This window comes from Runella sp. MFBS21, from assembly GCF_029433105.1.
Taxonomy (GTDB): domain Bacteria; phylum Bacteroidota; class Bacteroidia; order Cytophagales; family Spirosomataceae; genus Runella.
Genome location: NZ_JARNTW010000021.1, coordinates 1 through 16,290 on the forward strand (window position 1 = coordinate 1; position 16,290 = coordinate 16,290).

Here is a 16,290-nt window from a genome sequence, read left to right on the forward strand (position 1 = left end):
CTAATCCTTTCTCCGTTAATCTGACAAGTTCCTGCCAGAAGTGTGTGAACAGGTAAAGTTACTCGTTCACTATTTAACAGCAATTGTACGGTTTCAGTCAATCGAATTTTTAGGGTACTTCCATTTTCTACTACCACTTTGTCACCGTCGCCGTGTATTACTGCTTCGATGGCGGTGTTGTTAGTGCGGGTTGATTTGGAGTTGGTTTTTGCACTGTTAGCGCCGTAGAAACCGTTAGTCGTTCTCTTTTCAGTTTCCGTCAAAATCATAGTATTAGGCTCTTCGGCTTCATTTTTGAGTAGCCCCTTGTTCTCCGCTTCTATTTCCTTTTTGAACAATGTGCGGTACTCAGCGGGTAATTGGCCACCGTAGGCTTTTTTGAGGGTCAAGTATTCTTTGGTCATTAATGGATCGGCAGATAGGGTAGGGGAGGTTCCACCTTCGGTTTGGCCACCCATATTCCTTTGATTCGCCATTTCTATTTGCCGTAAAACAGTTTCGGTCGCACGACGATTAAAATCACGGTCGGCTCGGTCTTGACTTTCCTCGCTTAATTGCTCCTTACTTTTTGGGCTGCGGTACATCGTCTTCAACACCCGTTGCTGCTCCCTTAGTTGTCGTTGGTTTTGCTGGGTAAACTGACGCTTTTGAAATGCTTTTTGCTCAGTAGGTGAAGCGTATTGTAGTTGATTATTCCTCCGTTCAATTGCTTGCAAATCATTTTCAGTCAAGTATTCATTCGTGCCCAGGCGTTGCGTCGGGTTCTGCCCCGTGAGCATTTCGGTATTTTGAGCAGCGTGTTGATCGAGGGCATTTGTACCTGAACGATTAGGGCTAAGGTCGGAAGGGGTAAAGTCTTTGTCATACTTGTCGTCATCCTTCACATTTTTTAGTTTTGCTTCGGGTGGGGCTAAGTCGAGGTGAGTACTATCAGCAGAATTACTTTGACCAGTTGAGATAAATCCACCCATCACTCCAAAAATTCCTATTCCGATTAAACAAGCAATTGGGATTAGAAACATGGCTAACTGTTTTTTATTAAAACTCAATTTTTTAGCCGTTTCAGCCCCTGCCGTCATGGGCACATGGTGCGGATTTGAGTTGTTATTCATGTGCATTGGTAGTGAAAAATTTAATTAAAAACATTCCTTATTTGCCAAATGAACCATGCGAAAAGTAAAAGCAAAACGCTTAAAATCAGTACGTTTCTTAGCCGAAAGCCTACTCGGTGTTGCCAGCTATTTAGGTAGTTTGCTATTTTAATAGTCAGTTCCGAAAACCATTTTCCTACTTGTTCGCCCACCTGAAAGGCAGGATGTTCTTCCTCTTTTTGGGTTTTTCTGAATAATGAGCGCATGGTTATTTTGAACGTTCCCGCACGATTTTGGAAGTAAGAATTTGGAAATCACGCATCAAAAAACCGTTGGGTGAATTATCAGAACGATTGATGTCCACCAAATACGTTTGCGTAATAAGTTGCCTTTCTGAAATAGCAGTAGCTCGTTCTTGAATAAGTGTTGCGTACGTGATGGTTCGGTAAGGATACATTCGTAAATCCGTTAAAACAGAATCTACTTTAACTCGTTGGGTTACGTTCCCTTGAATCATTTCACGATAAAAATTCTGCTCGCTGAGGTTATCATGTAGCTTCTTTGCAGACTCATCACAGAGAAATAACGCTTTTTTCATGTTGTCGTCAATGGATTTCGGGTCAGGCGAAACATTGAAGAATAGTTCGTGAAAACGACTTACATGGTGACGGGCTTCGGCTGGGCGATTGTCGGTTACGTCTCCGCAGGTTACTTCGATGGCTTCACCTCGATTGACCAGATAGATGCGTTTTGAGAAATCATTACTGTATTTGAACGCCAGTACCACTGCCGTAATAGAGATGAGAAATGAACAGGCAAATGCCACGATGACCAGCAGCCTACCTCGCTGGAAGTCCTTTTCTAATTGCAATAATTCTTTCATTTTTTGTCGTCGTAAATTTCAATGGATGCCCCTTTTTGATGAAAAACATAGGTTTTAGCTGTGTTGCGTTGGTATTTTTTGAATGACCAAATTACTATTGCAATCGTCATGAAGGCCAATAGTCCCAACGCTCCAAGATTGAAATTGAGAGTTTTTCGGTGGCGGTACAGTAGGTTATTTCGGTATTGAAATGATTTTAAAAGCATGTGTTTACAGACGGTTAATTTTACGATTCAAGCGATTCTTTTGGCGTTTACCTTCCTGTTTTGTCGCATTTAAGGCTCCGAGGGCTGTTGCTCCAACCGTAGATTTTGCCAAGCCACCCACTCCGCCAATTACCCCACCAACTACTTTCCCTTGTGAACCATAGCTTGCACCTTTGTTAGAACCTTGTTGGACACCTGTTGAAACGTTCTTGGGAATGTTTACTAAACCATCAAGTGAAGCTTTGCTCGTATCTCTCAATATTCGAGTACCAGCACCAGCCGTTCCTTTGGCCACTGATGAGGCTGCACTACCAAGCGTTTGATTAACCATGCGAGTAGCTCCTTGTACCATTGCCCCGACCCCGCCTACGGTTACGAGCATATTGGTCATAGAAGGAACTTGAAAATAGCCAATCAGAAACATGACGAGTAAGGCGATGTAGGCTAATCCTAAATACTCAGGTTGCTGAGCTTCAGCTCCTCCCGACTGTACGGCAACCGCAGGGTCATAGGCATTCAGGTAGGCATCAGAAGCGGCAAAGGCAATGCTGCTGTACAAAGCCGCAACGGTGGGCATAAGTGTGTAGTTGATGTAACTACCAAACCAACTGGCTATATTTTGAGTAAAGCCAGGAAATATCGCTAATACAAACGCAATGGGGGCGCCCATTCTTAGTACGAGGCGGTAACAGATGGAAATCAAGAATAAAATGGCTTCGGCCAAGTGCATGATTGCCATTAAAATATCTTGAAGGGCAGACAAAATCTGAAACTTAAATTCCTCTGAAAAACGTTGGAATCCAATTTTGAAATCAACGCCTACACTACCCAAACCCATGAATGCTTCACGGTCTTCGTTTAAGTCACCACCAAAAATTTCTTTGTATCGTTGAGGATTGGTACCAATTTCGTCCCACTTCTCCCGAATTTTCTTTTGTACCATTTCGGTGTTCTTCTTGACCTTTTCGTACAAATCTCCGTTTGATGCGTTGACCAAACTTACTGTTTTCTTGCCAAAAGCGTCCATCACGTCACACATTTTGGGAGCGGAAGCAATAAGTAACACCATGAGAAACGGACGTAGATACGGGAAAAAGTCAATCGGTTCGTTACGGGAAATTTGCCCAATCAATCTCGAAAATATATAGACCAACGCACCAATCCCCGCCACTGCCCGTATGCTGACCTCTATTTTTTCCGCTGCACCATTAGAACTGGTGAGGGTACTTTGATAGACGTATTCGAGCGTTTTTAGAATATCGAAATTCATGCTATTTCAGTTTGATACCTTCGTCAATTCGGTATTTTTTGGTCAGTTCTTCTCGCATCGGAACCAGTAATTCCCGTCCGAGTATCTTGACAATCACCTCAAATTCTTCTTTAGAAATCTCTTTACCGTCAGGGGTTGCCCAACCTACCGTTTTTGTCCCAGCCCAGTTTTCAATCGGTCGGTATCCTTCTGCAATTTTCATGGATAAAGCTATGCGCTGTGCCTTCATTTCGGCGATTTGTAATTCATCTTGATAATTTAAAAGACGTTTGTTAAAATCCTCTTGTGCCTGACGCATTTTGACAGCATCCTCGGTTTCGGTGTAGTTGTCCAAAACAGAAGTTCCTTCTGGGTAAAAAGCATCATAAGCTTGTTCGTTGCCATTGTTAAAGTTAAAATTCCCCCCTAATGGGTTGCTTGTAACGTTTGCTAAGGCAATGTCATAGAGCTTGGCCGTAGCCTGTCGATCTCGTAAATTTCCAGCTCTCCTCATGGACATAGCTCGGATTCGATTGTAGTATGCTTGTACCAGATTTTGAAATTTTCCCGCTCGTTCGTGCGCCATGTTGAGCCAGTTCATTCGTTCGGAATCATTCATTTCAAGGATATTTTGTGAGGTAGATTGCCTCATATCTTTCAAAATATCTGTTCCTGCTTTGGTTAAACCTTGAAAATCCTGAATAATTAGCTGGTACTCGGCAGGATAAATATGCCCATCCTTTCCAATTGAATTAGCCATTTGATTGAGCATCGAAGTCGTTTGGGTAATGGTTGAAACCAACTGGGTTCCCCTGTGAAATTGTTGTACTCCACTGGCTACTTTTTTCAACTTTTCGACATTTTTGACCAAGGTTTTAAATGAAGGGTCTTGCAGCAGTTTGATGAGCTGTGTAACTGCCGTATGCAGAGGGTCAGATACCACAAACTGTGCATTGGCTTTCAATTGAAAAAAGGTCAAGAAACCTATCAGAGTGAGTAATTTTAAGGGTTTTAAACGTAACATGGGAGTAAGTATTAAGGTTGAAAAACAGTTGTGCGTTCACCGTTTGCCCACGCTTTTACGGCACTTTCAAGGTTGCCGTTGTAGTTGTTTTGGGCTAAATCTTGAATTTCCTCCACCTCTCGTCGTTCAGTGGTAAAAGTTCCATAGGCCGTTTTGGAAACTTCAACCCCATAAACTTTGCAATAGTCCCCCAGTAACAACGCCAATTCTTTGTACGGTGGGCGATTTGGGTCTTTGCCTTTATTGATACTTAAAATGATGTTCGCTTGCTTTTCGGAGAGTGCCAGTGTCTGCATGATTTCGCCAAAACGTTTCTCATAATTGCTTTGGTCAAGCAGAAACTTAATCGGCGAATTGTTGATAATAGCATCTTTGACGATGGCATTTCCAACCAAATCATCTACTTCCTGTGTAACAACCCCCAATGAGCCGTAATGCTTCCTAACGGTCTTTGAACACCAGCGTAAGAAGTCAGAAAAACTGTCTTTTGCCAAAGCTTTCCACGCTTCTTCGATGACCAACATTTTCAACACCCCTTTGACACTGAATAGTTTACGAACGTAGGTGTTCATAATCATAATGGTTGTCACGGGAAAAAGTACTGGGTGGTCTTTGATATTATCTAACTCATAGATTACGAAAGGTAAATCCATGAGGTCAATGTTTTGCCGAGAATTGAGCAAGTAGTCATATTGCCCTCCTTTGTAGTAGGGACGTAAAACGTATAGAAAGTTTTGTAAGTCAAATTCCTTTTCTGAACGCCCCTGGTTTTGCTTAAAGATGTCAGGATAGTCATTTTGAGTGAACTCATAAAAGCTATCGAAACATGGAAAAATATCATTCCCGTCATTTCGATTGCGACGCAGAGCCACGTAGTATTCGTGAACAATACTCGAAATTGTTACTTCTTCGGATTTGGATGAGCGTTCCCCGTCTTTTTTCCAAAGAGCCATCAACAGATTCGCCAAAGCATCTTTGGTCTCTTCATCAGGGTTCAAGTCCTTCATGTAGAAGGGATTGAAATTAATGGGGTTATCTGTTTCGTAGGTAATGTACCTTCCTCCCATGAGTTTGCACAGTCGTTTGTACGAGTGTCCGACGTCCACCATGCTGATGTGTACGCCATGGGAAAGTAAGTAGTAAATGATGTTGTTCATTGTAAACGACTTACCCGACCCTGATGGGCCAATGACCATAAAATTTCGGTTGGAAATCAACCCTTTTTCCAACGGGGCAAAGAATGGGTCAACCATACATGGACGCCCAAAGCGATCGGTCAGTAGAATTCCATTTTTGTTGAAAAAACCGTCTTGGTAGTTGGTTTCTAAGTTCCAAATGCTCGTAGCTTCTTCCAAAAAACAGGTAGCCAAGTTATCCGTTCCGATTTCAGAAATATTTCCAGGGATACAAGCCCAGAACAACGTTTCAGCATCCCAAGTGGCTAACTTTGGTTTGAAGCCTAACTTAGAAATTGCCGCCGCAGCCAATGAACGGTAGTTATCAGCAATTTCAGAATCTCGGTGAAAAACCATTACATTGAAGTGTGCTTTTACGACCTTTCTATTGTTGGCTTTCACTTCTGCCATAAAGGCATCTTTGGCTGAAATACTTACTTCGTTTTCCTTCGACCATGCCGAAAAAGAATAATGTCGGCGAACTTCTCCGACCATGTCGTTTACCATGGCATCACCGTCGCAAACCACTAACGCTTGATTATATACGTGATTGCAGGAGAGCATCATTCCCAGTGTCGAACCCGTTGAAATGGGGAAGTGGCTGCTGTCGGTGGAAAACTGTTCGAGCCGAGCGGAATTTTGTAAATCGTTCGGAAAATCGTTGAGTTCGGTAATAGCGTAGGTATAAGTAGTATTACCTGCCACTTTCAAACCGTCTTTTGTTTCGAGATCATACAACGCTTCGTCATCAAATGAAAGCGAAAAGTATTTTTGAAAAAGCCCCGTTTCAGTTTTTGTACCGAGAATTTCATCTTTGTTTAACCTATTCAGCTTTACCTTTCCGGAATCGTTGAAAGTTGCCTCGAATTGATTCACAATGTCCGTAAACTCAATCCATGTTTTCGGATCTTGGATTTCCTTTGGTACCAAATGACGTTTGAGTAGCGAGGATTGTTGACTCGTTCGTTTCAAAGGCGAAGAAGCAGGCCGAGTAATGTACAAATAGCAACGATGCCGTAGATAGGGACGTTCTGCAAAGTGTCGTTCATTTTCCCAAGCCACATAATTGTTGGATTGTAGATAGACACTCTCAAAATTTGGGTTGTATTCGTCCTCAATAAACATGTCCTGCTTGTGAATCATGTAGCCAATGGGCAGAATCTTGATTGCTCGAACCAACACGTCGTGTAGCGTATCGTATTCGCTATCTGAGATGGCGAATATTTCGGGGACTTTCATTTCAAAAGCTACCGTCAAATCAGCATTTTTGGAAACGATAATGTCCGTTTCAGCATCCACTGCCAAAATAGGGAATATCGTTTCAAGGTTTTTTGCCTTATTTTGGTTGATATTTTTCACTTGCGTTTGGATAAAGTTCGTATTTCAATCAATCGGGCAAAAGAACGGTTTTGGTAAACAAAAAAAGGCTTATGATTTTTGACAGCCAATTTGATTTCGCCCCAGCGTCCGTGCCGTTTATTGGCATCATAAGTATAAAAAAGCGTACTTCCTGCGCTAATCAGCAATACCGAAATAGCAATCAGGGTGTTCAAACCGATGATATACAAAAACAGCGTTAGGAAAATACTCGCAATGATGCCGACGGCAGCGTAGTAGAAATGTTTGCCTCGTAGTCCTCGAAACTCAATTTCATTGTCAACGCCCCTAAATACAGGAAAAGACTTCATAGAATTGCACTGATTAAATAACCCATACTGAATAAAAACAACAATGAGCCGAACCATTTGAGCATATACTCGTAAATGTCCTCTTCTCCATTTTGAAATTTTCGGTAGATTTTGATGACTCCTACAATTGTAATGACGATACCGAGTAGCAATGAAGCTTGGTAGATTTCAATGGAAAGACCTTCTGCCGTTCCTGAAATTCCCGTAAAAAAGACATAAGCGCCACCTACTATGAAATTATCCACCATGACTACGATGCCACCAGCAAATAAGATTCCGATTAGCCAAATAAAAATCATACCTTCTACTTCTTCACCTCGGTTCCATTTTTGAAAGAGCCGTAATCCTGCAATGACCGCAGCGGCTGCCGCCAGTGATAGGCAGGTATTTCGGGCTATGGCGTAGAATGAATCCATAATTAAGGGTTAATGCCAAAATCTTGTTGAGTAACCCGCGGAGAACCAACTTCCATTTCTGAAACATAAGCACTCAGACCCGTAGTGATAGCAATCACAGCAAGTATTGCGGCTGCCCACCGCCAAATTTCAGTGGTAATGCGGTCGCTTTCACCTAATTGCCAGCGGGTATAAATCCGAAGCCCTCCAATCAAACCCATGAATCCACAAACCAAATACGTAAAAGTGATGAACATAGAAAGATTATTGTGTAGTGGTTCGGTAAACTGTTCACCAATTCCCACCCTCGAAAATCCACCTTTTTTAGTCAAATCTACTGATTGAGCAAATGTATATTCATTCATTAGTGTAGCCAGCAAAAATGAAGAAACGATATATTGAAGTCGTTTCATTGGCTTAAAAGAACACAGCTTGTAGCGTAGCTGCAATGGCCAAAATGAACAAAATGGCACCCATCCAACCAACTGCGGCTTTTTGGGTATCTTGGTCTCCGTTTTGCCATTTGCTGTATATCCTGAACCCTCCGACTAAGCCAACAATAGCTGCAATGACGTAAATAATGGTAGTTACTGGTGTAAAATAAGCTTGTAAAGCAGCTGCTTGTTGCTCTATCACTTGGGCTCCTCTTTGAACACCTGCGTTTTGTGCATTGACTTGTTTTAGGACTACTGTCGATAACAGAAGCGTGTACAAGTAGCAATTTTTCCTTTTCATAAATACATGAATTATTTGGGCTTGTTACTAATTTGATGTGCAAAGTAAATGACAAAATAATTATAATGTCAATTAAAATAAAAAATATTATTTATTTAAAACTCAAAATGTATCATTATTCATGTGTTGATTTAGGGTAGAAATGTACAAATACAAGTGCGTAGTTTATATAAAGATATTTTAATATTTTTATATTCTAGTATATCTTTATTTTGATATTTTCCTATTTATTGATTCATTTGTGGCAGAAAAAAGCACATAATCGCAATGAAAGTAATCACCGTAGCGCATCAAAAAGGAGGAGTTGGCAAGACGACATTGGCACTCAATCTTTCTTTTTTGTTTAAGGATACACTCAAGGTAGGTATTCTTGATACCGATTTACAAGGGAGTGTCGTTGGCTTGGGTGAGTTACTGGAGGGAGTAACACTTGTACCGAGGGAAGCTTTGGAAACGGGAGAAGTACCCGAATTAGATATTCTGATAATTGATACGCCACCTTATTTGACTGATCAACTTTCCACTTTGTTTGAAGTTTCAGACTTTGTTTTGGTACCAACGAAAGTGAGTTACTTAGACGTGATGGCAATTAAAGCAACCATTGCCTTGATTGCAGAAGCGCAAAAGAAAAACCCCGATATGAAAGCAGGTATTGTCTTAAATATGGTTAAATATCGAACAAGTGTGAATGCTGATATAAAGGGAATTTTGGATAGCTATTCTATTCCAACCCTAAAAACAAAGGTAATGGAACGAGTGAGTTACATACGTTCAGTTGTAGCAAATGGGGTAGGGAACATTGAGGATGAAAAAGCCCGTGAAGAAATGATGGCGTTAGCGGAGGAGATAGTTGAACAACTTTAAAAGAGTAATACAAAATGGCAGTAGATGACAAATTTAAAGAGCGGCTTGGTAAATTGGAGACAAAACTCAAAAAAGAGCCAGCTGAGTTGCCGATGCAAAAAGTGGAGCCTGTTCAGGCTGTAACTCCTAAAACGGTAAAAGAGCCAGAGGATGAAATTACCCAATTTAATGTCAAGATACCTTCTTCCTTGATGAAGAAAATTAAACTTAAAGCGGTTGAGCAAGATATTAATATTAAAGATATGGTAGCTCAAATCTTAATTGAGCATTTTAAGAACATGTAGAGGATGAGGTGGGAATACGAAAAACATCACTCAGAAATTGAGTACCCGATTGGTATTTTAGATTATGAAGCACTGGCTATTGGTATTTATGCAGGGTACAAAGTCTGTAAGGTATATGATTTGCATTGGTCGTACGGTTTACTGACATTCTTCGTTGCTGCGGTGACCTTTTGGGCATTGATTCAGGTGAGGTTTGTTCGTCTAATCTTAATTTGGAGCTTGACGCTCATCATTGGGTTTTTGACCTACTACATGGTACAAGACTCAGTGGATAATTTCATGGGAATTGTGGCTGGCTCATTGGTCGGATCGTTGATTTACTACAAACACACCAACGACTACAAAGTGTATCTCTATTATCAACAGTTGAAAGAACGAATGATTGAAGACGAAGAAAAGAGTTTTAAAGCAGCCGAGCTTCGGCGAAAATTTGAAAAGTAGCATAATTAGTATACCTATACCTTTGTCAATTTAATACACTAAAATACCGATTAGTGTATTAAATTAAATATTTTTATTATTTTAAGCCCCAAATTAAATTGATTGTTCAATGTCGGGGCTTTCGAGCAAGGAAAAAGAGGGATATGCTCAGGGGGTTGAGCTACTATTGATTATTGCCATACTGTTGTTAGTATTTCATTTTTTGTGGTTTTGCCATGAAATTTTAGCTGAAAGTCTGCCTATTCGAGGCTTTATTTATACGTTTTTGACTAAGTTTCATCGACAATTTGGATTGTTTGACACACCTATTCTGTCCAAAATTCTGACTTACTTTTTGATTTTTTTATATTCACTTGGCTCAAAAGGAAAGATTGACCCCAACGTGAAAAGGCAGAAAATAATGATTGATGCTGCAATGGGGACTACTTTATTCATGGGTTCAATTTTTTTGCTCTACCTCAAAACAGCCTTTTCTCCTATCTTGATTGATACGCTTTATATTATCGTAACATTGGTAGGTACGTTGTTTTTGGTCAAATCAGGCCAATATCTTTCTCGTTTGCTTTTTGTTCAGCCTGAAAATGACATCTTTAATGAAACGAATGAAGAGTTTCCCCAAAACGAAGCACTGGTAACAAATGAGTTTTCTGTCCATTTTAAAACAACGTACCATTTTCGAGGTAAATGGAGAGAAGGGCTGATAAATATTGTTAACCCGTTCCGTTCCACAATGGTATTGGGAGTACCTGGGTCGGGTAAATCGTATGCAATTTTGATACCTGCGCTTTGGCAGTCTATATATAAAGGATATACTGCTTACATTTATGACTTTAAGTTTCCTGACTTAACCGAAGAAGCCTACAATGCCTACCTAAAAACACTAAGGGAAAACAGCTTTGCATGGGGAAAGAAAGCCAATGGCGATCCGCTCATTCCCCAATTCTATGTCATTAATTTTGATGATATAGAGTACTCACATCGTTGCAATCCGCTTTTACCCGAGTTGATGACCGATGTTATGGACGCCTATGAGTCTGCTCAAACAATCATGTTGAACTTGAACCGTACTTGGGCGCAGAAACAAGGTGAGTTTTTTCCCGAGTCAGCGATTAATTTTTTGACCTCTGTTATCTGGTATCTACGCACTGTAAGTATGAAATATCAGGAATTGTACGAACAAGAGAAGCAGAAGGGGGAAGGTGAACAAAGTCCCAAATTGTTACAAGACTTTAAGCGACTGGGACAAATTTGTACGTTCCCCCATACGCTGGAATTTACAAATCGACGTTATGATGAAACATTCCAAGTAATGGAACAGTACCCCGAAGTCGAGATTTATGTACGTCCTTTTATTGATGCTAAAGCAGGAGGGGCAATGGAACAGTTGGAAGGACAGATTTCATCAGTTCGTATTCCGATGGCGCGGCTTTCGTCGCCAACGTTGTACTGGGTGATGACAGGCAATGATTTTAGCTTAGATATTAATAACCCCGACGAACCTAAAATACTATGTACGGGAAATAATCCTGAGCGTGTCAGCGTGTATGGAACCGCCTTTTCGCTTTACACGTCTCGCATGATGAAATTGGTGAACAAGAAGGGTAAACTAAAATCAGCACTTTTTTGGGATGAGTTGCCGACGATGTTTATCAAAGGAATAGACATGCTCATTGCTACTGCACGGAGTAATAAAGTAGCGACATGGTTAGGATTGCAAGATTTTGAACAGCTAGTTCGCGACTATGGCGAAAGGGAGGCTAAAGTAATTATCAATATTGTAGGTAATATTTTCTCAGGGACGGTAGTTTTTGAAACTGCCGAAAAGTTGGCTCGTCGATTTGGTAAAACAAACCAAGAGAAAGAGTCGATAACGTACTCTAAAAATGATACTACCATCAATGTATCGACACAGCAAGCGGATGTAATACCTGCCTCAAAAATTTCTACCTTAAAACAAGGAGAGTTTGTGGGGCAGTTTGTGGATAATTTTGGCGAAGAGTTTGATTTGAAGACGTTCAAAGCATTTGTGAGCGTAGAAAAAGACCAACTTCAAAAATCGGAGAAGTTACCTAAAATCAACGATTTAGGGAGGTTGGTAGAGAAGAAGTACGAGATAGATTACTATGCCCTTACCGAGCCTGAAAAGGTTTCTTATAAGAATAAACTCCTACAAGAACATTATCATCGAGTGAAACAAGATATTTCGCTACTCATAGAGTACGAAATGGCGGAATACCAAATAACCATACCCACTAAAAAGTAACTAATCTAACCACCGCTCAAGCGGTTTACCTTGAAAAAGTAAAATACAATGAATCCAAGAGGAAGACCTAAGTTAGCTGCCGACGAAAAAGGAAACTACAATCCGATTTTGGTTGGCGAAGATGTGCTAAAAACGTTACAGATTTCTTCAGAACAGCCTGAAGAACAGGCCGAGTTACAAGCCAAATTAGCAACTATCAAGGAAAATACGGAAGCAAGTGAGTATTATTGGAAGCTGGTTTTTACGTATTCTTTTTTTGTGTATAAAAATCGTAAAATGACAGATGCTATTTTTGACAGAGCTGATACTACTACCCTTGAGTCAATCAAAAAAATGAACCTAAAGCAGTTAGCGGAGACTGTGGGAATTGAGTATCATAATTTTAAAAACATGTACTCAGGTCGGGGGAATGCCAAGAATTTGTTGCAATATCAGTCATTTTTGTACGAAAATGGAGTCAATTTTATTTCGCTACAATATACCGATACGCTCATCAATAAGGCGTATTCTTATTATCAATTGCTGCAAAGTGATAAATATACGAGCGAAGAATTGAAGGATTTGTTTTTCTGATTTGCTTACAAATCTCGGTGTAAGCAAATCAAAATTGCTTTACCGAGATTTGTGATAACCTAAAAGAGAGATAGATTATTGTTTTCGAAAATAACCTTCCAAAAATCGAATCCCGAGTGTCAAGTATTCAGCGGGATTTACATAAATACTGTTTTTCTTGATGGCATAATGTAAGTGTTTCCCCGTGGAATGACCTGTATTCCCTAATATTCCAATCTTTTCGCCAACGTTTAAAAATTGATTTTTTTTCACCTGAATATCAGCCAGATGGCCGTAAATGGTCTGATATGAGTTACCATGATTAACAATAACGAATAAACCGAGGGCGTTATCATAGCCCACTTGCTCTACTAAACCTGTTGCTGTCGTTCGGACATATTGATAGTTTCCTGCAATGTCAATTCCGCTATGGTGCTGAAACTTGCCCTTCAATGGGTGTTTACGCCAGCCGAATCCCGAAGAAATTCGGTTTCCCTCCCAAAAACCAACAGGTGGTAGGCAAGGAATGGTAAAAGCCACAACTGGATTTGATTCAAAAAAATAAGGAAATTGACGAATAATCTCGGCATGAGATAATTGCTGTAATTTGATTATTAATGACCTTTCTGAGTGCAGAATACTATCTAACACTGCTTGGGCGTTGGTTATTATTGGAAATAAAAATAAGATTATTTTCAATATATATTTAATCATAAAGGTAAAAATAAATAATTTGTTTTATTAAAATGACTTAACTTACTTTGTGATTGAAAAATAAGTTGAGCCATTTTTCAACTGCTAATCCATAACAATTGATGATGTTATCTCTTAATGACCTAACAAAAAGGTACGGGGCCGAACGAATCAACGTAGCTATTCAGCCGCTTTACATTGCTGACGGTGAAGAACCGCTCGACCCAAGTAAATATGTGATAAATGCTTCTATCAATGACCCTGAACTATGGGAATCACTGTCTAATGACGAGCAAAATCTACTCTATACAGCTCATTTGGATACCCTTTTCGATACCAAAGACTTGTTAAACTCACTGTTCGATGTCAATGAACCCGACGGTGGTTTTGAAATTCCTGACTAACCTCTAAGTCCGAAAAGACCATGCAAGATGTCAAAAACCGAGCTTCGAGAGAGCAATTAGCCATCCTTCGACATTTAAACAAAGAAGCAGTGCGCTACATCGCATTCGGTGATTTTGCTTTAAATGGCATTGATAATAGCCGCACCATTGGAAATGTTCAACTCTGGATTGAACCTACACCCGATAATGTTGAAAGATGCAATAAGGCCATCAAAAATATGTACGGGGCCAGGAGTATCACCCAATTGCCCCCAAGCGTCGTTACCAATCCAGAAGCCAAACGTATTTTAACGCTGGGCAGTGGTGAAGTTCGAGTTGCTGTTTACCCTGCAATCAGTGGTTTTCATCCTGCCGAGTTTAAAGAAGTCTATCAACGAAGCGAGAAAGGTAGAGCGTATTTGCCAAGTCAAACGGGTAAATTAGATGGCTCTGTTGGGTACAAGCAGTTAAATCTGAACGACTTGTATCACAATGTCAGAGAGTCAAAGTCGGTTCATAAGGCTTGGAATCTGGAAACTATTGAGCGATTTGCTGTTAAAAATGATTTGACCTTAAAAAAGCTTGATGGTAGCGAAATTACGGCGCAAGATAAGGTAGCTATATCATCCCAAACTCAACGAAAAGGCGGACGTATGACCCGAGATTTGAGCCAAATAAAGCAGGATTTAGATTTAGAAATTGTATTGCAACACTATGGTTATCAGTTAGACAAAAAGAAGTCTCGCCCCAACGATGCTTGGCGGCTTTACGAAACTGGAATCAAAGGCGATAAGCAACGCTTGGCAGTAGCAGCCGTAAAGGATTACGGAACAAAGTTTTTTGTAGACTTAAACGATCCGCAATTTAAAGGGGATATTTTTAAGTTTATGGAGCGGATGGAACACGGGAACTATCGCCATATTTTTCAGACCATTGACTCAATCATGATGCAAGACGGATTCGCTGAAAAGAAGCGTATGGTTGAGCCAATGATTGAAGTCCCTGCCAATTATTTCTTGAAAGATACGCTGCTCCGTGAGCAGGATTTGTATAGCAAATATCAGATTGCCCCGCTAACTGATACTGAATACTTGGAAGGTCGGACTATTACAAAAGAGGTGCTTTTTTCCAAAGAATTTGAGGGGCGAATCAAAAATGTGGCGTTTGATACAGGTGTGATTCGGCATGTGAATACGGCCTTTCCTATGTATGTCCGTGACGGAAACATTGCGTCAATGGACATTCGAAATTTGGCTTACAAAGCATTTCCCGAAGGGGAGCGAGGAGAGGCATTATGGCATTCAAATCGTTTTTTTGAGGCAAAAGAATTACTGAAATTTGACAAAGGGCAAGAAATTCCACAAGGTACTATTGGTACAATTTATCGCCAAGATACTAAAAATGTAGTGTTCTTATATGGAGAATTAGGCGAAGAGAAGCATGTTATTCTACCCATTGAGCAAGCAAAAACAGGGTTTTATGAAGTTCCTGTTCAACGAATTGTCATTTCAGAATCAGCCATTGATGCGATTTCGTTAAAACAATTGAACCCTGAACAAGCCGATGAACGACGTTTTTACGTAGCAACAGGTGGGCAGCCTGGCGGGAAACAAGTGGCTTTTTTGCAAGAAATCCTCAATCGAAATCCACAAGCTCAATTAGTGATTGCACAGGATGGCGATAATGCGGGGCTACGATTTGCGGTGAATTACTTGGCCTTAGACCACCCGTCCGAAAACCCCGAGATGAAGATTAAGCCCTACCTGACGTATTCATCGCCTACCAATCAGCAAACAAAAAAAACGGAAGAGAATACTGAAAACCAAGAATCCGTCGGAACAAATCGGTTGAATTTAGAGCTTCGCTACCCCTTAGCGTTGGGAGCAAGAAAAGCGCAGGAACTAAACGAAGGTTTCATAAAAGATTTGGTCGAAGACATGAACTTGTTCGTGAAAAGATACAGCACGGATTTGAACGATAAAGAAAAGAAAATCAATGAGTTTCAGCGGGAAACGATGTTGGATGAAAACATGAAATACATGATTACCCGTACGATTATTCACTTTCCGAATGACACTAAATTATTGACCAAAGCACTGAATAGGATAAGCGATGAAATAGAAAAACGGCAAGAACAAAAACTGTTTCAAATCGTGCGTCCAACTCGTCAGCAAAAAGATTTGAACGATGTGTTGAGAGAACGTAACGGTCAAGCCTTACCTCCTTCTCATAACCTTAAATTGCCCGCACCGCCCACAATTAAACCTTACCAAGAGATTCAAAAATCAAAACAGGAGGAAATAAAAAATGCTGAATCACAAGGGTTTGGACAGGGAAAGAACAAAATTGGTTTTTGATAAAAAA

19 protein-coding genes are annotated in these 16,290 nt (G+C 40.4%); 7 read left to right on the forward strand and 12 right to left on the reverse strand.

Going from position 1 to position 16,290, the window contains the following annotated elements; all coding sequences use genetic code 11:
- From traM to P1X15_RS26405, 11 genes are all read right to left on the reverse strand, one after another.
- A partial coding sequence (traM, locus tag P1X15_RS26355; RefSeq protein ID WP_277341127.1) for a conjugative transposon protein TraM occupies positions 1 to 1,112 on the reverse strand: 1,112 nt, incomplete at its 3' end.
- Positions 1,113 to 1,132: 20 nt separating this feature from the next.
- Entirely contained in the window at positions 1,133 to 1,357 is a 225-nt protein-coding gene (locus P1X15_RS26360; protein WP_277341128.1) for a hypothetical protein, read from the reverse strand.
- A gap of 2 nt (positions 1,358 to 1,359) precedes the next feature.
- Positions 1,360 to 1,974, reverse strand: coding sequence for a conjugative transposon protein TraK (gene traK, locus P1X15_RS26365; RefSeq protein WP_277341129.1), 615 nt, complete (start codon positions 1,972 to 1,974; stop codon positions 1,360 to 1,362).
- The gene (locus tag P1X15_RS26370; protein ID WP_277341130.1) at positions 1,971 to 2,180 is read right to left on the reverse strand and encodes a hypothetical protein; all 210 of its coding nucleotides are present in this window, start codon (positions 2,178 to 2,180) and stop codon (positions 1,971 to 1,973) included. Before P1X15_RS26370 ends, traK begins: the two co-directional genes overlap by 4 nt.
- Before the next feature lie 4 nt (positions 2,181 to 2,184).
- Complete coding sequence (locus P1X15_RS26375) at positions 2,185 to 3,450, reverse strand: hypothetical protein (RefSeq protein WP_277341131.1); 1,266 nt, start codon at positions 3,448 to 3,450, stop codon at positions 2,185 to 2,187.
- Position 3,451: 1 nt separating this feature from the next.
- The gene (locus tag P1X15_RS26380) at positions 3,452 to 4,453 is read right to left on the reverse strand and encodes a hypothetical protein (RefSeq protein WP_277341132.1); all 1,002 of its coding nucleotides are present in this window, start codon (positions 4,451 to 4,453) and stop codon (positions 3,452 to 3,454) included.
- 11 nt (positions 4,454 to 4,464) lie between these two features.
- Positions 4,465 to 6,987, reverse strand: a complete 2,523-nt coding sequence (locus P1X15_RS26385; RefSeq protein WP_277341133.1) for a TraG family conjugative transposon ATPase — start codon at positions 6,985 to 6,987, stop codon at positions 4,465 to 4,467.
- Positions 6,984 to 7,316, reverse strand: a complete 333-nt coding sequence (locus tag P1X15_RS26390) for a DUF4133 domain-containing protein (protein ID WP_277341134.1) — start codon at positions 7,314 to 7,316, stop codon at positions 6,984 to 6,986. The genes P1X15_RS26385 and P1X15_RS26390 overlap by 4 nt, the downstream gene beginning before the upstream one ends.
- Positions 7,313 to 7,732, reverse strand: coding sequence for a DUF4134 family protein (locus P1X15_RS26395; RefSeq protein ID WP_013931209.1), 420 nt, complete (start codon positions 7,730 to 7,732; stop codon positions 7,313 to 7,315). Before P1X15_RS26395 ends, P1X15_RS26390 begins: the two co-directional genes overlap by 4 nt.
- Before the next feature lie 2 nt (positions 7,733 to 7,734).
- Positions 7,735 to 8,124, reverse strand: a complete 390-nt coding sequence (locus P1X15_RS26400; RefSeq protein WP_277341135.1) for a DUF4134 family protein — start codon at positions 8,122 to 8,124, stop codon at positions 7,735 to 7,737.
- Positions 8,125 to 8,128: 4 nt separating this feature from the next.
- A complete protein-coding gene (locus P1X15_RS26405; protein ID WP_277341136.1) occupies positions 8,129 to 8,446 on the reverse strand; it encodes a DUF4134 family protein in 318 nt (105 codons plus the stop codon).
- Positions 8,447 to 8,713: 267 nt separating this feature from the next.
- Between P1X15_RS26405 and P1X15_RS26410 the strand changes: the two genes are divergently transcribed.
- From P1X15_RS26410 to P1X15_RS26430, 5 genes are all read left to right on the forward strand, one after another.
- Positions 8,714 to 9,310, forward strand: a complete 597-nt coding sequence (locus tag P1X15_RS26410) for a ParA family protein (RefSeq protein WP_277341137.1) — start codon at positions 8,714 to 8,716, stop codon at positions 9,308 to 9,310.
- Positions 9,311 to 9,324: 14 nt separating this feature from the next.
- Positions 9,325 to 9,594, forward strand: a complete 270-nt coding sequence (locus tag P1X15_RS26415; RefSeq protein ID WP_277341138.1) for a hypothetical protein — start codon at positions 9,325 to 9,327, stop codon at positions 9,592 to 9,594.
- 3 nt (positions 9,595 to 9,597) lie between these two features.
- The gene (locus P1X15_RS26420) at positions 9,598 to 10,035 is read left to right on the forward strand and encodes a hypothetical protein (protein WP_277341139.1); all 438 of its coding nucleotides are present in this window, start codon (positions 9,598 to 9,600) and stop codon (positions 10,033 to 10,035) included.
- A 109-nt stretch (positions 10,036 to 10,144) separates the two neighbouring features.
- Positions 10,145 to 12,298, forward strand: a complete 2,154-nt coding sequence (locus P1X15_RS26425) for a YWFCY domain-containing protein (protein WP_277341140.1) — start codon at positions 10,145 to 10,147, stop codon at positions 12,296 to 12,298.
- Between the two features lie 48 nt (positions 12,299 to 12,346).
- Complete coding sequence (locus P1X15_RS26430) at positions 12,347 to 12,871, forward strand: hypothetical protein (protein ID WP_277341141.1); 525 nt, start codon at positions 12,347 to 12,349, stop codon at positions 12,869 to 12,871.
- Between the two features lie 75 nt (positions 12,872 to 12,946).
- On the opposite strand, the gene P1X15_RS26435 is transcribed toward P1X15_RS26430, so the two are convergent.
- Positions 12,947 to 13,564 carry a M23 family metallopeptidase gene (locus P1X15_RS26435; protein WP_277341142.1) on the reverse strand — a complete coding sequence of 206 codons (618 nt, stop codon included), beginning with the start codon at positions 13,562 to 13,564 and terminating at the stop codon, positions 12,947 to 12,949.
- A 101-nt stretch (positions 13,565 to 13,665) separates the two neighbouring features.
- On the opposite strand from P1X15_RS26435, the gene P1X15_RS26440 reads away from it, so the two are divergent.
- On the forward strand, positions 13,666 to 13,947 hold the full coding sequence (locus P1X15_RS26440) for a hypothetical protein (RefSeq protein ID WP_013931285.1): 282 nt from the start codon (positions 13,666 to 13,668) through the stop codon (positions 13,945 to 13,947).
- A gap of 20 nt (positions 13,948 to 13,967) precedes the next feature.
- Positions 13,968 to 16,283 carry a toprim domain-containing protein gene (locus tag P1X15_RS26445; RefSeq protein WP_277341143.1) on the forward strand — a complete coding sequence of 772 codons (2,316 nt, stop codon included), beginning with the start codon at positions 13,968 to 13,970 and terminating at the stop codon, positions 16,281 to 16,283.
- Positions 16,284 to 16,290: the final 7 nt, after the last annotated feature.